Raw genomic sequence first — 21,666 nt, forward strand, 5'->3', positions numbered from 1 at the left:
TTTTAACCTGAAAAACTAACGCAAAAGCGATACACTATTTGCAGGAGCAGTCCGCCTGAGGCTGCCCCTGCAAAAACAATTTTGCTGACTGCCATTCTACTTAAATCACAAATCGCAAATCACAAATCACAAATCACAAATCGCAAATCACAAATCGCAAATCACAAATCGCAAATCACAAATCGCAAATCGCAAATCACAAATCGCAAATCACAAATCGCAAATCACAAATCACAAATCGCAAATCGCAAATCACAAATCGCAAATCACAAATCACAAATCACAAATCACAAATCACAAATCACAAATCGCAAATCACAAATCACAAATCGCAAATCACAAATCACAAATCACATCCCTGCCAAAAGTTTTTCAGCGACTTCTTCGTTTTCATAAATCAGTCCCGGCTTCACTTGTACTTTTACCCGGATATTTTTTCCAGTTGTGGAAAACCCCCGGACCATGTTGAATTCCATGTCTTCTATGACCTCTGTTTCAAGATCACTGCTGCTTTCCGCACCCATCTGAAGGGCTTTTTGTGTAAGCAGATCATAAGCCTTTTTCACAGCATTTTCTTTTGAAAAATTTGCAGATACCATTTCGCGGAATTGTTCCTCGGGGGCAGCGGCAATTTTTTGTTCAGTATCCGCAAACAAGGTGACTTCGCAGGTGGTTCTCGCAAGAGCGGCTCCCAGAGCGTTTGCCACATTCCATCTGGGAACGACCCCGACCTTCAAATTGGAAAGCTCTTCAAGACGCCTGGCAAAATAGGGAGCAGGTCCCCCGATAATAAGGATTTGTTTGGGACTGACCTGATATCCTTCCCGGAGTTCGTGAATGGTATAAACCGGTTTCTTGTTAATTCGGTTTACCGTATTCCGGACTTCCGCCAATATTTTCTTACAGGCCAGATCGAGAATTTCCGCAGCCGTCTCTTCAGGAGATGTTCCGAGTGACTTGGCAAGAGCTTCAATACCTTTTACGGAGTTCGCTTTGTCGCCGCTCTTTATTTTTCCCAAAACAACCAGGGCATCTGTGGGCGTGGGAACGGTGCCGCCGTAAGCCATTGCCGGGCCAATACGATCCGGTCCGATTTCCACGGTGCCGTCCTTTGCTCTCACCACACTGTCTCCCCCGACACCTATGGAACAGGTTTCCAAAGACCGAATCAGCGTTTTATAAGGCCCCAGGGTGATCCCCAGCGGCTCCAGAAGCGGAACACGATTGATAAGAACCGCAATATCTGTGGTGGTTCCTCCGATATCCAGAACCACAGTTTCCTCTTCCTCAGAGGCAAAGGCAATGGCCCCCATGACACTCGACGCAGGTCCCGAAAGAATGCTCTGACCCGGGAAATTAATGGACGCTTCAATGCTCATGGTTCCGCCGTCAGCTTTCAGAATATGGATGGGCACTGAAAGCCCTTTTTTTTCAAGAGACTTTTTAACAGCTTCAAAAAATTTCTTGTGTATGGGGCGGATTGTTGTGTTCAGAAAAGTCGTTGCAATACGGCGGGGAAAATTCAGGTTGCCTGAAATCTGGTGCCCCATAAAAATTTTTCCAAAGGAATCTTTCAGAATATCATGAATTTTTAATTCATGCCGCGGGTTTCGCACTGAAAATTTGCCCACAATTCCGATGTTGCGAATCCCCTCTTTTTTCAGAACGTCAGCGATCTTCAGTATTTCGTTTTCATCAATGGGATCCACTTCCCGGCCCCTGTGGTCTATGGAACCGGAAACTGCGTAATAATGTTCATTGGTGCGAAAAAATTCAGGATCAATTCCCGGGCCCCCGGAAACAATCATTCCCACTTCGGGATTTTTTTTCTGAACAATCGCGTTTGTGGTCAGTGTGGTGCTGAGAACGATCCGTTTTATCTTTTCGGGTTCAATACCTTGTGTAATTTCTTCAAGCCCTGTCAGAACCGTGTTAAACAGGTCTGATGAATCAGTGAGAACCTTGTTTTCCCTCACAAGCCCGTTTTCTCCAAAAAGAACCACATCCGTATGGGTTCCGCCTACATCGAGTCCGATTATCATGGCATACTCCTAATAATGAACGGTTGTCAGTTGTCAGTTTTAAGTTGTCAATTTTAAGTTGTCAATTTTAAGTTGTCGGTTTTTAGTTGTCAGTTGTCGGCTGATGACTGACAACCAACAATTTCTCACTTCTCTGTTATTGCATTTTGGAATATTTGGAAATTCAGGTTAAAACACATAAATTCTGATTCCTGGTCAAGTTTTTTCCATTTTTCCTGCAAATGTTCAATTCGTTCTTTAGTCGTAGGATGAGTGCTTAGGAAATTCAAGGTGTTATCAACACTCATAAAGGTTTTGCTCGCATCTTTTTTCTGTTTTTCCAACAAGCTGTTAAAAAAGCCGATCATGCCCCGGGGACTGATATTGGCATTGACAAGATAGGACCATCCCTTATCATCTGCTTCCCGCTCATAATCACGGGAATATTTCTGAGTGAGCAGAAATGTCCCGTTGTCAGCAATAACAGCCAGCAGGCCCTCGGCATTACCGAAAAACGCCTGAGCCAGCGCATAAATACCCGCGGAACTGATAAGCTGTCTTAAACCATGCTGCAAGGTCACATGCGCTGCTTCGTGGGCAAGAACGCCGACCACTTCTTCAGGTGATTTTGCGAATAAAAGCAGGCCGGTATGAACCACAATATGACCTCCGGGCAGCGCAAACGCATTGATTGCCGGGTCCTCCAGAATATGAACCGTAAAGATATGGCGATTATCAGGAATCTGACTTAAAAGGGGGACGGTGAGTTGTTTGAACATATCAAGAACTTCCGGATCTTTGATAAAATGTTTCCCTGCTTTCAGCTGAGAAAGTGTAAGATCGCCGATTTTCTGTTCCCATGTCACAGGTACGCGTTTTGCAGTGGCAGTTACCAGCGGTTCTTTCAGCTGAAAAAGACCGTAAATACATGCCAGGCAAAAAACCACAAACACAATGAGGACGACTTCGGATCGTTTTTTGGCGCTATGAATCTGCCTGATCTGTCGGGCCGCTCCGGGATAAGACATCAGGTTCATGTCATTCAGTATGGAATGATCTCCTGTGTGGAGCGTCCTGTCCGGAACCGAGGCATGCGTAAAAAAGAGGGACCTGCCACCGGCACCGCCGGCTTTTATGACAAGACCCTGCAAGGGAAGCGTTGTCTCGAAATCTTGCGTTTGAAAGCCCAGAGAATGACTCGTAACCGTCATTTTTCCAAACGCTTTACCTTTGCTGAATGCTTTGCAAAACACTCCGCCGTCATACTGCTTGTTCTGATCTCTCGGATTCATTATCCGCGGTCCTTTATCTGGCTGGCATAAATTGTCTCACCCACGACCCAAATCCCCTGGGGTTCCGGGTCTGAATCAGCACCCGGCCCGGACCTCGGAAACGGCACACAAGCCCCTCGCCTGAAGTAAAGGACGAAATCCAGCCGGCAGAGGCTTTTTCGATGGTGTAATCCATGGTTTCTGGCCATGCCACAAGGTGACAGTTATCAACAACGATTTCTTCTCCTGCGGAAAGATCCAGAGGATGAATTGCGCCGTAAGAACTGACGAACAATGTTCCTCTGCCGCTGGCTTTGATTATAAAAAAACCTTCGCCTGAGAACAGTCCTTTGGCAAGATTCTGCATTGAGGTGGATATTGTCAGGTCCTCGGACCCCGCGAAAAAACCGTCTTTCTGAAGGATATACGACGTATTACCATCCATTTCGATATCCATAATATCACCGGGAATGGCCGGAGACAGATAAACCTCCCCGGGTCCGCCCTGAGCCTTTAATGTCTGAAAGAAAAACTTCTCTCCTGAAAGCATTCGTCCCAGTCCCCCGAGAACGCCGCCCTCAAGCTTACCTTCGACGCTGACATTTGCGCTCATGGCCACCATAGCGTCGGATTCGGCTTTGATGCGCTCACCTGCCCTGAGATTCACTTTAAGCATTGTAAAAGCCCCCCGATGCAGGTATTCAAAATTACGGTCACTTGTCAGCCCCGGCTCCGGCCGGGTATTCGGAATATCGGCCTGTTTTTCTTTTTTTCCGGCCGAATCTTTCTTGTAGTCTGCAAACATATCTGCCATAATCCTGTCCTCCGATACTCTTTTGTCAGTTGTCAGTTATCAGTTATTCCTGAGGGACTGAACAAATTGTGGGTAATCCGGTTTCCGAAAATATCTGATCTTAGCTCGGGCCGGGATACTCTCAGATGTCCGGGACTATGTTAAAGATTCAATCTCCCGGATAAGCACCGTAATATTGGGTCTGGAAAAACTCATCTCCGGTGCGGGGATACGGTGATGCTTGATATCCGGAGGAACATGTTTATGATGCGGATCTGTATCTTGCAAATCCGGATCATCCGGATGCGACTGAGAATCATACCAGCACAAATTCTCCTCACCCTTCCAAACATTGTCAAAAAACAGTTCTCCTGCCACCCGTGCAAGGGATGCTCCCCTTCGCACAAAGGTTATGGCGGAGCGACGTACTGATGGAAAATTTTCCGCGAGCGTATATAAAAATAACTCGTAGTCTTCAGGGGTTCGTAGCGGATTTTTCATGCGGTCACCCGTATCAGTCCTTCCAGGCTCAATGACTGTTTTTGAATTTTCTGAATTCCGTTACGATAGTCAGCCTGACGAGCAAGCCATGTTCTGTACACGCTTGCCCATTCGCCGAAGTCCAACATCCAGCTTTCGTCCTCCGGCTCCTCACCGCCGGCATAAGCGGAGTAAAAAGTTTCCGAGCGGATACCGTATTTGCGTTCAAAAAACAGGATATCCTCCTCCAGTGCATGAATATCTGATAAAATGTCATGTAAGTTCATAATACTTTCCATGCTTATCTTCCATGCCGTATGATACAAAAAACAGTGTCTTCGTGATGCGCTGACATTTTAACAGAAGTATGAACGTGAAATCAGAAATTCTCACTTCCCGCTTCCCATTTCTCACTTCTCACTTTCATATATGTCAGAGAATTATTGAGGCGTCCACTGCCACGGGTCTGCCTTTGCTCACAATTAACGGATTAATATCTATCTCCTGAATTCGGGGATACGCGCATCCCAATTCTCCGAGACGTACCAGAATCTGAGCCAGTGCTTTTCTGTCCAGCGGAGGGAAGCCTCGGAAACCGTTCAGGAGTTTCTGAGTTCTTAATCTGCCTATCAGATCAAGGGCCTCGGATTGGCTCAGAGGTGCTGCTGCAAACACGACATCTCCGATGGCTTCGGCCAGTATGCCGCCAAGCCCGCACATGACACAGGGACCGAACTGAGGATCTTTTACCAGTCCTGCGATGAGTTCCAATCCGCCCTGTATCTGTCTCTGAATCAGTATGTTTCCTTTTCCCTCCATTGCTCTTTCCAGGGCTTCAAAGCCTGATTTAGCTTCGTTCACAGTGGTAATTCCCAGACGAACCAAGCCCAGGTCGCTCTTGTGTACTTCCCCCGGGGAAAGTCCCTTCATGACCACGGGAAATCCGTAACCCAGCGCTGTCATCTGCGCCTCTTCCGCAGACGAAATGATCTTTTCTTCCACTACCGGAATGTCACAGGCTCCGAGGATTTGCTTTGAGAGGTGTTCGTCAAGGCTGCCCTTTTCTGTTCCCAATATCTTGCAAAATTTGTCAGATATGGAAACTGGAGACGGTGAAGCAACAGCAGGCTTTCTGCGCTCAATAGCTTTTTTGTATGAAAATACCGCACGGATACACTCTGCTGCCCGATATAATTCCCGAAACACAGGTATTCCAAGCCGCTGAGTGCGGATGTGAACTTCACGGGCTTCCTCGGCGTTTCCCATCAGGAAACAAAACATGGGTTTTCCCGAAGTTCTGACTTCCTCTGCAACAGATTCCATATCAGGGGTAAGCGAAAATCCTCCCACAAAGATATGGAGAAAAATGGCATCCACATTGGGGTCAGCGCAGGCAGCCCTGACAGCGGTTATGTAAGCCTTGTCTGCCCCGTTGCTTTCCACCGCGGGCCACAAATCAACAGGATTGGATACCGGCATCCATTCGGGAAACACAGTTTTCATGGCATCCCGTGTGGTCTGAGACAGATCCGCCAGTTCAAGCCCCAGTGCGTCTATGAAATCTGAAGAAACGATTCCTGCCCCTCCGCTGTAGGTAATCACGGCAACACGGCCGCTGCTTTGCGGCGACAGTTTGGGGAACATGGCCAGAGATCGGCATATATCAAGCATTTGTTTGAAATCGTCTGCCTCTGTCACGCCCACCTGTTTCATGGCGCCGCTGATCACAGCTCCGTTTCCGGCAAGACTGGCAGTATGGCTCATGGCAGCCTCCGCCCCTTTGGGACTTTTCCCGCCTTTAAGAATCACAATCGGCTTCTGAGAACGCCGGCATATCTCCATAAATCGCCGTCCGTCCGGAATTGACTCAAGATAAAGTCCCACCACTTTTGTGTCAGGGTCCCCGATCAGATATTCCAGAATATCACATTCATCCACATCTGCCTTATTACCAATGGAACAGACTTTGCTCACATCCATTGTTCCGTGGGTCATGGCGTCAATGAGAAAAACGCCCGACAACATACCGCTCTGAACGATCAGGGAAATATCTCCGGCGACAAATCTCTCATCCCAGATACTCTGAGAAACAAAGGAAAAAATATATCTGTGAACCGCGTCAACCAGGCCCATGCAATTGGGACCCCACAGGCGTATCCCTGTTTCTTTGGCAATCTGCTTTAAGGTTTCCTGAAGCGCAATTCCCTGCTCTCCGGTTTCAGCGAACCCTCCTGATTCGATCATCACACCCGGAATTCCGCGTTTTGCACACTCCCGGATCAGCTGGGGGACCCTGGCTGCCGGAACAAAAACAATGGCAAGATCCACCGGATCAGGAACTTTCTGAACAGAGGGATAACACGTCATCCCCTCGATTTCAGTATAACGGGGGTTGACCGGATAAATCCCGCCTTTAAAGCCATTCATAAGATTCCTGAGTATGGAATAGCCTCCTTTAAGCGAATTGGAAGTGGCACCAATGATGGCAATGCCTCTTGGTTTGAAAAAAAAGTCCATATGTATTCTCTCCTTAAATTTGAAATTTGATATTCAGGCGGGTTGCCGGGTTCTGCTGAAAAGGAGTGCTAAAATTTTATTTTAGCATATTACCACCTACCACCTAATACCTACCACCTGACACTTTTTTATATAGCAGAACTTTACCAATTACGCCATACAAATTTTGGTCATGGGATTATCAAGGCACATTGCAATTTTTTTATAATTTTCCAAGCAGTTGTTTAAGTTTGAGGGTAAAAAGCCCCCGGTATTTACTAATTGCTTCCTTATATAAATTAAACCGGCTTTTCCTGAGGTCCTCACACAGAATCGGAATTTCGATGATCGCTTCTTTCTTAACCGTGGCAATGAACGTCAGATTCAGAACAAAGCTTGTGTAATCGTCTATATATTCAAAATATTTCATCAGAAAATTTTTCTGATACGCTTTTGCCCCGGGCGCATAATCCACATATTTTAAGCCCATCACCATCAGAACGGACAGAAAAAACACACAACTGCCCATCTTTCGCATGAAGCCCCGGTTTTGCAGTCCCTTTATTTTTGCCCCCAGAACCAGAACATATTTGTCCAGAAGCTGATTTGATTCTTTAATAAAAGAAAGGTCCGAAGACAAATCCGCATCCATAAAAACGATACGGTCGTACCGCGCGTGGGAGATTCCTTTTTTGAAGGCCCGGCCCACGCCCCTTTTCGGGAGACTGAAAAACTTCACGTGAAGCCACTGTTCCTGCAAAGCTGTCCCAATTTTATCTGTTGAATCATCAGAACCATTGCTGACAACAATAATTTCATAATCCGAACATATGGGAGTCAGATACGCTGTCAGTTTCTCCACATTTGCTCTCAGTATTTTTTCTTCATTGTATGCCGGTAGAATTAACGTAAACGGATGCATAAAATTTTTTCCTGGTTATGAGGCTTCCGACGTTTCCAAAATTTCGGAAGTCTTAATTTATTAAAATCATTAACGATGGTCTTATGCCCACATTTTGCTCTCGTTGGTCTCGTTGATCTCGTTCCCACGCTTTGCGTGGGAATGCAAAAAATCACCGAATGTCAGTAGATCGAAAAGTTTCCGGATTGTGTGCGGCATGGCAGAGAAACCAGGCTTTTTTTCCCGGACAGAAGACTCCCCCCCGCCGGAAAAAGCCGGGTTTCTCCCCATATGCATCAGGCTAAGATTACAACCTACTGTTTTTATTAACTCTGATTTTGCCGGACGGGGTTTGCAACCCCGTCCGGAATATTTTCCGACCCCCGAAAACAAACGTTTCGGACGGGGTTGCAAACCCCGTCCGGCAGTCTTAGCCTGGTGCATATGGGGTTTCTCCCCCGTTCGCCGTGTCTGTCCCGCGACGGCCCGAAAACTTTTCGATCTACTGAATGTCATCAGGCTCTTTTTTTTCTCGTTGATCTCGTTCCCACACTTTGCGTGGGAATGCAGCCCGGACGCTTCGCGTCCCGAAGGCATTCCCAGGCAAATCACGGGAACGAGGAAGAAAAGCGCGGAAACGAGGAAAGCTGTCCGATCCCTTGTTAATTATCTGATAAAATTAAGAAACAGTTTTACCTTTGCAAACAGTTCCTTTGGTCGCATAAATATCGTTTTTGCAACATACCCGGGCCGCAGATAAAATCTGATCTTGCACACAGGTTTTTAAGTCAGTTCGGGTATAAATGTCTATCTTTTTTTGTACCCTTACCATGAAAATATAACTGACAGACATTATGTTGAAGACTGTGAGAACCCGGGTTTTTTAAGCAGGTCTTTTTTCATCTCCGGGGCTGAAAATCCCGGCTTTTTTTCATGAATGTTTAATTAAATTTTGCTGTTGGAAACCTGGTCATATCCGGGATATGCCTGTTATACACCGAACATTGAGCAGGCCCCGTTGTAACTGATCCGAATCACAGCCTGTCAGCAGATCGAAAAGTTTCCGGACCGTGCGCGGGACTGCAAAGAAACCCGGCTTTTTTCCCGGACGGGGACCCTCCCCGGCCCGAAAAAGCCGGGTTTCTCCCCCGTCTGTCGTGCCCGCTCTGTGACAGCCCTTTTGCCGGACGGGGTTTGCAACCCATATGCATCAGGCTAAGATCGTAACTCATTGTTTTTATTAACCTGTGATCTGCCGGACGGGGTTTGCAACCCCGTCCGAAATATTTTCCAACCCCCGAAAACAAACGTTTCGGACGGGGTTGCAAACCCCGTCCGGCAGTCTTTGCAGGACGGGGTTTGCAACCCCGTCCGGAATATTTTCCGGATCGCCGCCCGTAAACGTTTCGGACGGGGTTGCAAACCCCGTCCGGCAGCCGTCCCGCATTCTTAGCCTGATGCATATGGGTTTCTCCCCCGTCTGTCGTGCCCGCTTTGTGACAGCCCGGAAACTTTTCAATCTACTGCTTGTGAGATATCATATAAAGAAAAGAATATCAATTTTTTTCAGGGAAGTATTGAAATCTGTACCCTGTTATGTTATTCAACCGGAAATCATCGGTAAGAAATTAATCGGAAAAATGCAGCCAGACATCCGGAGTGCCCAACTTACGGTTTGGCGATATTCCCGGATTCCTCCATCTGAAACACGCCTTGCCAGACCACAAGTCTGGCACTCCCTGTTGCCAGATATGCTTGTCAGAGACACGCCTTGCCAAACTGGAAGTTTGGCACTCCTTTTTTGTTTGGTTGTCGGACAATGTATTGCCATAAACAAAATTCAGAATTAGCAGATCGAAAAATTTTCAGACTGTCACAGGGCGGACAGGGGAGAAACCCGGGTTTTTCCGGCCGGGGAGATCGCCCCGTCCCGAGAAAAAAAGCCGGGTTTTTTTGCAGTCCCGCACACCCTCCGGAAACTTTTCGATCTGCTGAGAATAAATACTTAATCACTTTTAACAAAGGAGGATTTTTTGCAGAGTTTTCTCTATCTCGTTGTATTTATTGTTTCATTTTTTTTTATTTCCCTACTTGCTGTTAAGAGTTCAGGAAAAGTAAAAACAGGTTCTGACTTTTCCCTTGCCAATCGTTCCCTGAATTCTGCCGGGGTTTCCTGGGTCATCATCGGCACATTGGTGGGAGGTGTTTCAACCATAGGTACAGTTCAGACCGCATATACTCACGGGCTTTCCGCATGGATTTTCACTCTCGGGAGCGGAATATCCTGTTTTCTCCTGGGATGTTTTTTTGCCAAAGCCCTGAGGGAAGAGGGCGTTGTGACGGTGTCGGAATATCTCGGAAACTACTTTGGGAAAAACTTCAGATATTACAGCAGTGCTTTCAATTCCACAGGCATGTTTATACATATCGTGGGCCAGTTTCTCGCGGCAATGGCAATACTTCAGTCTGTTTTTGCATTCTCCTATACAACTTCCGTTTTTATAACAATGGCTTTAATCGCAGTATTTGTGGTTTCAGGCGGAATTGCCGGCGCTGGCACTGTGGGTAAAATCAAATTCTACATGCTTTATATCATCATGTTTATTTCAGCAATGGTATCATTATATAAAGGGGGAGGAATTTCTGAAATATTAAGCCGTCTGCCGCAAGACAAAAACATGCTCAGTCTGTTCTCATATGGTACAAAAACGGCTGTGCTTGATATGACCTCCATGCTCGTGGGAGTTTTGTCCACACAGATTTATTTGCAGGCTATTTTTTCGGCAAAAGATGTAAAAGAAGCCAGAAACGGCGCGTTTCTCAGCGCGGTTATCATACCGCCTATCGGTATCCTGGGAATCATTATCGGGCTGTATCTGCGGGCGTATTTTCCGGAAGTTGCTGCAAACAGTGCCCAGGCTTTTCCCTTTTTTCTGAATCATACATTTCCGCCGCTGATCTCAGCTTTTTTTTCCGCGGGAATTCTGCTCATTGTTCTGGGAACAGGCACAGGACTTGTTTTAGGTGTGACAACCAATATTTATACGGATTTTATCAGCAAGATCAGCCTGATTTCCGATAAAATAAGCGCGCTGATGCTTCTGAGATTATGCGGCCTTTTTATTCTTTTTCTTTCTTCATGTATCGTATTTTCAGGGCTTGACTCAACCATTCTGAAATGGAGCTATATGTCAATGGGTCTGAGAGGTTCATCCATTTTTGCCGGGCTGTGGGTGCTGAGTTTTATGAAAAGCTATAAGAATTCAAAACTATTGCATTTTTTTCTCTATATGATTCCTCCGATATATATTTTGTTTAATGTCGCTTAAATTATCAGTAGATGGAAAGTACCCGGAAATGCTTGCCCGGAGCGGTTCAGGGCGTTTCCCGAAATGCTCGCCCGGAATTGACAAATTCCGGGCCTTTCCGGCGGATTTGTCAATCCCCCGGGAGCGGTTCAGGGCATTCCCGAAATGCTCGCCCGGAGCGGTTCAGGGCGTTTCCCGAAATGCTTGCGTCATTATTCCGGCTGTGGGCAGCTAATTTTCGATACCCAATAGTTTAGGCATTGTAAAGCTCAGATTCTGTTTAAAATCATACCTCTGAACCACTTCATCCAAGACTTCCCGGGCGATAGCCCTCTTTTCTTTTTTTGTGAGGCGATGCCAGTTAGGGTATTCTTTTTTCAGTTTTTTTGGGTAGTGTTCTAAAACTGGACTTAATTTTTTTAAGGCATTGAATCAATTTAGCAAATATCGGATCAAGTCCAGTTTTAGAACACCACCGACTGCGTGATTTATTCTCAAATTTTTCTAAGAAGGTGTATTTTTCAAGCCCTCTCAGTGATCACGACAACACTTCGAAACAATTTAATAACATTAAAAATCACCATTTTTTATAAACCCTCGCTGTCAGAGGCTTTGCAGGGACTTTTAAGATACGTTCTAAGTATTTTCTTAGATTTTCTAACAATATCGTTCGGCATGATTTTTGCATAGCCGGACGGAAATGCCCGGCATTTCCGCATTTTGGAGAAATTGTTTCCGAAAAACGCCCGGCGGACATTTCGGGATTTCAGTTTTCCGGATATATGAATTCAGTTAGTTACAAATGTATGCAAAAATCGTGCCGAACGGTATTGATTTTCTAAGTATTTTCTTAGATTTTTCTAGGTATTTTCTTAATAAGAGCAGGTAGTTTTGCAATTGACATCTATTTTATTTTTCTGTAATAACTAACCCAACTTGCTACCTATTGAACAATGTAACGTTTTAAAAAAAACAGCAATATAAAAAAATTGCACACGAGAGCATTTGCTCTTTCTTCTCATGTAATATTTTACTTTTATAATGACTTATTATTTTAAAAATCATTTTAAATAAAGAATCTGAAGCAAAAAATATATGAAAAATATTGCAGGATATTTTACTCTCAGAGAGTAAACGGTATTGTTCTTTAAATTCAAAGCTGTATTATTAAAAACAATGAGTTATCCATTTTTCTAATAGATGGCAAGTTGGGTTAAATACCCGATCAAAAAATTTTTGCTGATTGAGATGGATTTAGAGAAGGTCGCTGAATCTGAAGCAATTCAGGACATAAGCCCGGAGGTGAACATTCATTTACACAGCATGCCCGGGTTCACGTTCAGATCAGGTTCAGTTCAGCGATTAAGTTTACGTTTACGTTCACAGGCATCTCCTAAATCCGTTATAATCAGAAAAAACCTCGCTGCAAAGCCCGTGAAAAACCTCGAAGGTCTTATGTCAATATATTATTGTAACCATTAAATTTAAAAGGAGGAAAAAATGAGGAAGAGAATGCTTGTCAGTCTGACCGTTATGATAGCCATATTGTGCGGGAGCGGTTTTGTTTCCCCGGCACAGGCTGTTGTTATCTGTGTGGATGCGGGTGCCGGGGGCCGCGAGGACGGCAGTTCGTGGGCGGACGCGTTCACAGATATGCAGGATGCCCTGGCAGAAGCTGTATCCCGGCATAGAGGGAACCTACACTTACACCCTGGTTTCCAGCGATGCCTCTTTTGCTATTTCCCACGACACTCTCGTAACTGCGGAAAGCTTTGACTATGAAACTCAGAACAGTTACAGCATTCGCGTCTGCGCCACTGACAAGGACGGAAGTCCGTTTGAGAAACAGTTCACCATCAGCGTGATCAATGTGAACGAACCGCCGTCCGGTATCTCTCTGACCAATACAGAAGTACAGGAAAACCAGCCCGCCGGCACTGTTGTCGGCAGTTTGAGCGTGACTGATCCTGATACCGGGGACAGCCACACTTACCAGCTCGTTCCGGGCTCCGGGGACAACAGCGCTTTCACCATTGCCGGCACTACCTTAAAAACTGCTCAGATCTTTGAGTATGACACTAAGAACAGCTACAGTATCCGTGTGCGCGTCACTGACAGCGAAGGACACAGTTTTGAAAAGCAGTTTGCTGTCAGCGTGTTAAAGGGCAACAGACCGCCCGCCGACATCACTCTGAGCAGTGACAGTGTGCCTGAAAACCGGCCTGTCGGCACTGTTGTCGGGAACCTTGCCGCGAGTGATCCGGATTCCGGGGACACTCACACTTACACGCTGGTCTCCGGCAGCGATCTTTTCAGCATTTTCGGCAGCACCCTTGTAACCTGGGAAGTCTTTGACTATGAAACGAAAAGCAGCCACAGTATCCGTGTCCGGGTTGCTGACAGTCATGGTGCCGCCTTTGAAAAGCAGTTTGCTGTCGGCGTGGTCAATGCCAATGATCCTCCCACCGACATCAGCCTTGACAATGACAGCATAAACGAAAACAGGCCAGTGGGAACAGAAGTGGGAACCCTCGGCACGGCTGATTCTGACACTGGTGACAGTCATATTTATGCCCTGGCTACCGGGGAGGGCGATATTGACAATGACTTTTTCGGTATTGATTTCAGCGATGACGGCAGCGCCATCCTCATAGCAATGGAAATTTTTAATTATGAGGCGAGGAACACTTACAATATCCGTTTACGAACCACTGACAGTGACGGTCTTTACTTCGAGAAGCAGTTTGTCATCCTTATAAATGATGTGAATGAGGCTCCTACGGAAATACACCTGAAAAGGTTCGGCACCGGCGTTCCGGAAAACGAACCTCCCGGCTTTGTTGTTGGTGCCCTCAGCACCGATGACCCTGACATCGGTGACACTCATACATATCACCGGGTGGTTCATGCGCACGGAGGCTGGGTTGACAACGACGCTTTCAGCATCGAAGGCAATGTCTTAAAGACAACAAAGGCTTTCAATTATGAAAATAAAAACGAATATAAGTACCTGATCAAAAATTTTTTATACATCTTTTTTTCTGTGAGCGGCGGAGAAACCCGGCTTTTTCCTCTGTCGGAGAAGCATCATTCCGGCAAAAAAACCCGGGTTTCTTTTCCGGGCAGATAAGTACCTGATCAAAAATTTTTTATACATCTTTTTTTCTGTGAGCGGCGGAGAAACCCGGCTTTTTCCTTTGTCGGAGAAGCATCATTCCGGCAAAAAAACCCGGGTTTCTTTTCCGGGCAGATATTAAAAACTTATGGTTAGGTACTTATTTGTAGCATTCATCAAGCCGGGCCGGCAAATGCTACAAATATGCCGCTCTTACAGGGTCTAATAATCAGCAAGTTTCAAATTTCAAATTTCAAGTTTCAAAAATCCGAACCCAGCTGCCTCAGGACATAAACCGCTTCATCTGTCCCGATGCGCCCGTCACCATTGACATCTGCGTAAATACAAATACTGCCTGCATTTTTTCCCACCAGGGTCTTTAAAATGATGATGGCGTCCAAGAGATCAATGGTTCCGCTGTCATCCACATCTCCCGGAAGAGTTTCACCGGCAACGCAGGAATTCACCATAATCACAGCATCATCATAAGCAGAACTGAAAGCTGTCTTACCGCCATTGATGCTGGCATCCGCGGTTTCACCTGGCGTGCCGCTGGTCTTATCATAAGCCCGGAATGTAACTGTTGAAAGACCGGTAAAATCTTCATCCGGCACAAATCGTATCTTATGGGTATCCGCGTCGGTCAGGGTTCCGTCCAGCAGACGGGCTTGGGTTTCCATATCCGCAGACATGCCGCTTACAAAGGCAAAGTCATTCCAGGTGTCGCCATTATCAAGGGAATACTGCCACACGCCATAAGTGTTGTCCGCGGCAATGACCGCAATGGCGTTTACAGGCGATTCCGTATCAATGTCAGCAACAGACCCGTGAACAACAATATCTGCAACACAGGTTCCCGGATTTACCGCGGGATTTCTGATGATGTCATTCAGTTTGGGGTCCTGGGTCGGATCCAGAATGGGCGCGTAATTGGACCAGTTTAACCCCACCATGAATTCATCGCTGACGCTTTTTCCGTTGGATGTTCCGGTGATGGTGACGAGCGCATCGCCTGCCTGATCTTTCAGAAAAGACAGGGTTAATATATTCTCATCCACAACTCTCGCGTACACCAGCGAGGAATTATCATTGCCTGTCACTGTTTTCAGAATTTCATCATCATCATTGTCCGCATCTGTGAACACATCGGACAGGTCAATTTTTTTGCCTGAGGTCTCATAATTCATCAGCACATCCGCGATGGGTCGGGCCACGATGGGCGGATCATCCACTGAGCTTACGAAAAGGGTGGCGATATTTGTATGTTCGCTGAATGGCGATGCACCGCCGTTTTCAGAGGTGTTTTCCCTTTTCCCGGGGGATCCCATGTTCTGGTCCCAGGCTCGGAACGTAAATGTCGTGACACCGTGATAATCAGTATCCGGCACAAAACGGATTCTGTTGGTCTCTTCAAGCAATACCGCGTTGTCTTCCAGATCCGCAATCTCGGTGAGCAAACTAAAATCATGCCAGGTTTCGCCGTGATCCAGGGAATATTGCCAGGCTCCGTTGGTGTTGTCCACCTCTGTGACGGCCATGGCTTTCCGAGGGGACCCGTCCGCGTCTGTGATACTGTTGTCCGCGAGGATATCCCCCACACTGTCACCGTCATTCTCTGTCTCGTCCTCGCTGATGTCAGTCAGCAGGGGAGAGTGATCCGCATCCAGCACCGGCGCCTCATTGATCATGACCACAAATTCGTCACTCACGGTTTTTCCGTTGGATGTCCCTCTGACCCTTATCACCGCGTTTCCGCGCTGGCTGTCATACATATTCAGGGTCAGGGTGTTTCTGTCAATGAGGGCCGTGACAAGGGACGGATTGGTGTTGGATTCCACGGCTTTGATAATGTCCCTGTCATCATTGTCAACATCAACATCTGTGAATACGTTTGAGAGATTGATGGTTCTGCCGGTCACAGGCGCTGTCACCATTATATTTTCTATGGGATTGTCAACTGTGGGCGGATCATCCACGGGCCTGACTTTTATGATTCCCCTGTTATCAGGAACCGGGATGGTGTCTCTTCTGCCGGAAATCAGGGTCTGGCCCGGGAATCCGCCGTTGCTCAGATCATAGGCCTGAAATCTGAATACAGACTCCCCATTATAATCCGTGTCCGGCACGAACCGAATCCGGGCGCTGCTGTCAAGCACACGGGTTTCATTTTCCAGGTCTATAAATCCGCCGGTTTTTGAGGTAAAATTTTTCCATTCAAAATTTTCAAGCGCATACTGCCAAATGCCAAATTCATTGTTCACGCTTGTCACGGCAATGGCGGTGATCAGGTTCCCGTTCTCGTCAGCAACGTTTTCAAATATGTCTGCCACGGTGTCCCCGTGATTGCTGAAAGAATCTTCGGGGATGGGCGTGAGGTGCTGATCTCCGGGCGCAGGCAGCGGCTGTTCCTGGTTATCGCTCACGGTCACGGTAAAGCTGTCTGTCACGGTTTTGCCGTTGGATTGCCCCCGGATGGTTATGACGGCTTGTCCGACTTTATCTTGTTGAAAATCCAGGGTTAAGGTGTTTTTGTCAACAAAAGGGGTCACAAGGTTCCAGTTTGTATTTTCTTCCAATTGTTTGGTGATGGTTGCGGGATTATTGTCTATGTCTGTAAACACATCTGCCAGGTTGATGGTGCGGTTTCCCGCATTCATGTTCACGAAAACATCATCCATGGGCCTGAATACTGTGGGCGGATTATCCACGGGTGTCACTTCAATTTGCGCGTAATCAGATACCGCGCTGAATGCGCTGGTGCCGCCATATGCTGTCACGTCCGCAACAGCTCCGGGTGTGGTCCCGTCGGTCATGTCCCATGCCCGGAACGTGAATGAGGATCCGCCGTAATAATTGGGGTTGGGCACAAACCGGACTTTGTGGCTTTCTGTAAGAACACGGGCTTCTTCATCTGTGTTGACAAACCGGCCCGTGACTGATGTGAAATCATTCCAGGTGCCGCCGTTGTCAAGGGAGTACTGCCAGGTCCCCATGGTGTTGTTCACGCCGATGACGGCTATGGCAATGACCGCCTCGGTGTTGGGGATGTCCGGGTCTGTGATAAATCCTTCAGATTCGACACAGATGCCGTCATCTGCGGTACATTCGTTGTAGGTATATCCGTTCTTTGTGACAAAGAGGCCGCTGACCATGTCTCCCACGGTGTCCCCGGGGCTGTTCGTGTTGTTTTCCTCTATGGAGGTGAGTACCGGGAACTGATGAATGGGGATGGCCGGCGGATCGGTTTCAGAATGCACGGTGATGTTAAATTGGTCTTTCACGGTCTTTTCCGCGGATGTGGCGAGAATCGTTACCGCGGCTTGGCCGTACTGATGGGATTCATAAGCAATGGTGAGGATGTCTCCGACGATGCTGAGGTCAAGCAGGGGGGAATCCTGGAGAGGGCCTACGTTTGATTCTTCAATGGTCTCTATGGTTTCCACGATCAGGAGGTCATTGTTGTCTATGTCGGTAAACACATCTCCCAAATCTATGACCGTGTCTCTTGCATCTTCAAGCACGGTGATGTCAAGTATGGGGCTGACCACCCTGGGCGCATCGTCAAGGGGATTCACGGTGATGTTGGCTTGGTCCTGGGCAGAACTGAATGGTGTCATGCCGCCGATTCCGGTGATTTTGATGGTGCTGCCTGCGGTGCCTTCCGTCATGTCCCATGCCCGGAACGTGAATGCGGCATTGCCGTTGTAATCTCCATAGGGATAATCCGGGTTGGGCAAAAATCTTATTTTGTGACTGCTTTCCAGAACACGGGCTTCCTCAAGTGTAATGTTATCTCCTCGGATGTCGCTGAAGTCGCTCCACTGGGTGGCGCTGTCCGTGGAATACTGCCATACACCGTTGGTGTTGTCCACGGCTATGACCGCGATGGCCTGTCTGGGGGTGCCGTCCACGTCTTCAATGGAATCTTGTGCGAGTATTTCTGCCACGGTATTGCCCGGGTTGAGGGTCGGATCAATGTCTTCGTCAATGGCTGTGAGTTCGGGCGATAAATGGCTGTGTAATACAGGCGCATCATTCTGGGCTGCCACTTTTACGGTCACTGTGATGATGTCAGTTCCGCCTCTGGTGTCATATGCCTGCACTTGAAAACTGTCTGTGCCAGACCAGTTTGCGGCCGGAGAATAGCCAATGCCTTTGTCGGAGCCGCTTCCGCTCGCAGATGCGGTTCCGTGACTTGGCGATTTGCTGATTTTCCATCGGATCCTGCTGTTGTCGCCGTCCTGGTCTGTGGCGTTCAGGCTCAGGCTGAAGGATCTGGGATCGCTGTCTTCGTCCATGTTTACGGTGACTGCACTGCCTTCGCTAATGACTGGCGGCGCATTTATGGTGATGGTTTGGCAGAGTTCGGGAGCTTCATTGTAATTGGTGTTTCCGGGCTGTGTGGCGCAGATGACTGCGTCACCATAGCCTGTGGGGTTTACTTTGTTTCGGCTTATTAAGGCAACTTCAGGGGTTTTACTGGTGAAGATGACGGATAAGCCGGAGCTGGCCTGGGCGTTCAGGGGGATGTTATCCCCGTGATTGACAAGGGCGGGCAGGGGATCATAAGATGTGATGGTCTGATCAAGTTGGGTTATTTCCAGTTCGCTGTTGATGTAATTAAATGTGTAATGGTCGTCTGCCCCTCCGCCTATGACAATGGGGTAGGTTCCTGCATTACTGGTTTTTGTGGCTGAACAACTGAGTGTGGGCGGGGTGTCAAGAACGCTGACGTTATCCGATCCGACCCAGCCGCTATATGACATGGTAAACTGCGGGTTATCTGTGTTATAAGGTCTTGTTTTGTCATCTGCTGTTACTGTCAGGGTTTTCTTGTTTACGGTTAATGTTCCGCAGCCGCTAGCAGCCAAATATTTAACGCTTTTAGGCACTTCGCCGCATATTTGCGTCGTACCAACGCCCACAATTCTGACTGTGGAGTTGGACTTGTTCACTGTGGCAACAGAGGGATTTGATGAAGTGATAAGTTTGACAGTCCCCCCCGGGGCGGTTGCGCCTGTAAAAGCGGGGTCGCCATAAGTTCTTGTTCCCAGGTCAAAGGTGATGCTCTGAGGTTCGGCATCGATGTCGGCAATGTTGACAGTAACTTCGGAATTAGGTGAAAAGCTGGCATTTATATATGCTTCAGCATTAGTCTCAATAGTGTGAGTAATCTTAACAGGGGAATAGTTTGTAGCTACCTTATCATGGCTTGCAACAACTTTAACTTTCTGAGGGGTCTTTCCGTTAGAAGTTTTAAAAATAAGAGGAGAAGAAGTGGTGATGATGTCATCACCAGCCTCGTTTATTAGCTGAATTAGATTAAACGGGTCGTCTATGGAAAGATTAATTTTAACATCATCAGTAGGGAAGGTATTGAGCTTCACAGTATAAGTGGTTTCACTGCCTTCTGTGACATTAACGGTGTCAGTAGAAATAGTAACGCCGGGATCGTCGTCATTAGTAATTGTGAAAGTTTTCTCTTTATTATCAGCGTCAATATCAGCCATATTCGAGTCGGTTTCACTGCCGACTAAAGGCTTATCTAATAATTTGACAGAAAACTTTTCATTAGGTTCACTTACCTCATCTCCTATAATTTTCACAATAATATTTTTGGTAAGATCATCTGGAGCGAAGGTCAACTCATCACCAGTATAATCATAAGGGTTTTCAACCTTATAGTCAGTTCCCTCGTCTGCTGTTACACCAGAAATTTTGTAATAAACTGTAACTGTTTTGGGATTTGCCTTTGAAAGAGTCACTTTAAATTTGATATCCTTCCCAACAAGATCATCTCCTTCCATAACACTATCATCGCTGCTAATAGAGATTAGAGATTTGTCATTGTCGGTAATATTGACCTCGACTTTGGAACTAGGAGATATCTTGACACTTGACTTTGTATATTCATCAGCACTATCAGAGTCAATCGTGTGAGTAATCTTAACCTCATGATCGCCTTCGACGTCTTCATCATCATCTGCGGTGACGGTGATACTTTTGGCTGTCTGATTTTCAAACTCAAGAGTAATCGAACCATCTGAATTAGCTGTCACGCCATCCGAACTCACTTTTATCTGTTTGTTCTCCGGCTTAACGGTGATATACACTTTAGCTGACGGGGTGGTGTTAAGTTTGACAGTATAAGATTCCCCCGTAGTATTTCCCTCTGTGACGCTGACACTGGTCGTGCTAATAGTAACTCCCTCATCTGGGGGTCTTTCATATGCTCCCATATCTACAATAGGAGCAGTGCCAATGCCTGTATCATCTTTCGAGACTACATCAACAAACCGCGGGTTGCCGTCCAAATCAGTACTTACCGAAATTGAGTTGTTATTACCAGCATCAATGGCAGGTGAATCAGATTCTAAAGCAAAATTTGAATCACCAACGAATTTTGGATCGCCAAATTTATTACCAGTTCCGGTAAAATTACTATTATTGTCAGTTTTAACAAGGCTATAAGTAATAGTTACTGTACCATCTATTTCGCTATTATCATCACCATTAAAAATACAGTTTGTTACTGTTGTGCTAGCACCATCTCTATTGGCTATCCCTTTTTTAATGTTCCCCGTGAATGTACAGTTAATTGCGTTCACCTCTCCACCATAACTGCGAATACCTCCTCCTATAACAGTAGCTTCGTTGTTGATGAAAAGGCAGTTAATAATATTTGTAGTACCGCTCCGGCTAATTATCCCACCGCCGTATTGAGATTTGTTTTGCTTAAAGATACAGTTTTTGATATTTAAAGTACCACTATCCCCCTTGCATATTCCGCCGCCATATGGACCAGATGCATAGTTACCATTCTGAATCGTCAAGTTTGAGATTTCCACAGTGCCGCTAGTAATATTGAAAACACGAGACGAATTTTGACCATCAATAGCGAGACTGTCTGCACCTGGACCGGTAATGGTGAGGCTTCTATCAATAGTAAGCTGGCTACCCAACTTAATCGTGCCGGTAGCAGTAATATTAATAATGCTATCTCCAGAACTGTCAATTCCATCACGGAGTGATCCCGAACCGCTATCATTAGTATTTTCAACATTATAGGCATAGGCTTGCATTGGATTAACAAAATTCATTCCACACACCATTAAAATCAAAATAACAATGAAGTTTACTAATATTTTTGCTTTCATTTTTGTCTCCTTTTTTGGGTTGTCAAGTTTCTTGCTTCTCATCTCATCTTTTCTCATCTCATCTTTTCTCATCTACATGGATTAGTGATAAGCAAGGATTATCGGGTTGCGCTTTCACATCATC

Annotated in this window: 11 protein-coding genes; 3 read left to right on the forward strand and 8 right to left on the reverse strand. The window is 46.4% G+C overall.

All coding sequences use genetic code 11. The features are described 5' to 3' along the window. Positions 1-350 precede the first annotated feature (350 nt). The 7 genes from dnm_RS23810 to dnm_RS23840 all read right to left on the reverse strand — a co-directional run bounded on the left by dnm_RS23810 (position 351) and on the right by dnm_RS23840 (position 7,983). Entirely contained in the window at positions 351-2,042 is a 1,692-nt protein-coding gene (locus dnm_RS23810) for a hydantoinase/oxoprolinase family protein (protein ID WP_207679384.1), read from the reverse strand. Positions 2,043-2,167: 125 nt separating this feature from the next. Further along, positions 2,168-3,313: a M48 family metallopeptidase gene (locus dnm_RS23815; protein WP_207679385.1), complete on the reverse strand. Its 1,146-nt coding sequence runs from the start codon at positions 3,311-3,313 to the stop codon at positions 2,168-2,170. A 13-nt stretch (positions 3,314-3,326) separates the two neighbouring features. Next, the gene (locus dnm_RS23820; RefSeq protein ID WP_207679386.1) at positions 3,327-4,106 is read right to left on the reverse strand and encodes a TIGR00266 family protein; all 780 of its coding nucleotides are present in this window, start codon (positions 4,104-4,106) and stop codon (positions 3,327-3,329) included. A gap of 135 nt (positions 4,107-4,241) precedes the next feature. Then, on the reverse strand, positions 4,242-4,586 hold the full coding sequence (locus dnm_RS23825) for a toxin-antitoxin system TumE family protein (protein ID WP_207679387.1): 345 nt from the start codon (positions 4,584-4,586) through the stop codon (positions 4,242-4,244). After that, a complete protein-coding gene (locus dnm_RS23830; protein WP_207679388.1) occupies positions 4,583-4,852 on the reverse strand; it encodes a hypothetical protein in 270 nt (89 codons plus the stop codon). The genes dnm_RS23825 and dnm_RS23830 overlap by 4 nt, the downstream gene beginning before the upstream one ends. A gap of 145 nt (positions 4,853-4,997) precedes the next feature. Next, complete coding sequence (locus dnm_RS23835; RefSeq protein WP_207679389.1) at positions 4,998-7,082, reverse strand: acetate--CoA ligase family protein; 2,085 nt, start codon at positions 7,080-7,082, stop codon at positions 4,998-5,000. Positions 7,083-7,284: 202 nt separating this feature from the next. Further along, positions 7,285-7,983, reverse strand: a complete 699-nt coding sequence (locus tag dnm_RS23840; protein WP_207679390.1) for a glycosyltransferase family 2 protein — start codon at positions 7,981-7,983, stop codon at positions 7,285-7,287. 1,619 nt (positions 7,984-9,602) lie between these two features. Between dnm_RS23840 and dnm_RS23845 the strand changes: the two genes are divergently transcribed. The 3 genes from dnm_RS23845 to dnm_RS23855 all read left to right on the forward strand — a co-directional run bounded on the left by dnm_RS23845 (position 9,603) and on the right by dnm_RS23855 (position 14,400). Beyond that, a complete protein-coding gene (locus dnm_RS23845) occupies positions 9,603-9,812 on the forward strand; it encodes a hypothetical protein (RefSeq protein WP_207679391.1) in 210 nt (69 codons plus the stop codon). Between the two features lie 183 nt (positions 9,813-9,995). After that, positions 9,996-11,291 carry a sodium:solute symporter family protein gene (locus dnm_RS23850; protein ID WP_207679392.1) on the forward strand — a complete coding sequence of 432 codons (1,296 nt, stop codon included), beginning with the start codon at positions 9,996-9,998 and terminating at the stop codon, positions 11,289-11,291. A 1,639-nt stretch (positions 11,292-12,930) separates the two neighbouring features. Next, positions 12,931-14,400 carry a cadherin repeat domain-containing protein gene (locus dnm_RS23855; RefSeq protein WP_207679393.1) on the forward strand — a complete coding sequence of 490 codons (1,470 nt, stop codon included), beginning with the start codon at positions 12,931-12,933 and terminating at the stop codon, positions 14,398-14,400. Positions 14,401-14,645: 245 nt separating this feature from the next. Here the strand turns inward: dnm_RS23855 and dnm_RS23860 are convergent, their stop codons facing one another. Then, positions 14,646-21,542 (reverse strand): MBG domain-containing protein, encoded by a 6,897-nt coding sequence (locus dnm_RS23860; RefSeq protein ID WP_207679394.1) that lies wholly within the window; start codon positions 21,540-21,542, stop codon positions 14,646-14,648. Positions 21,543-21,666 lie beyond the last annotated feature (124 nt).

Origin of the sequence: Desulfonema magnum, assembly GCF_017377395.1 — a bacterium.
GTDB classification, from domain to species: Bacteria; Desulfobacterota; Desulfobacteria; order Desulfobacterales; family 4be13; genus Desulfonema_C; species Desulfonema_C magnum.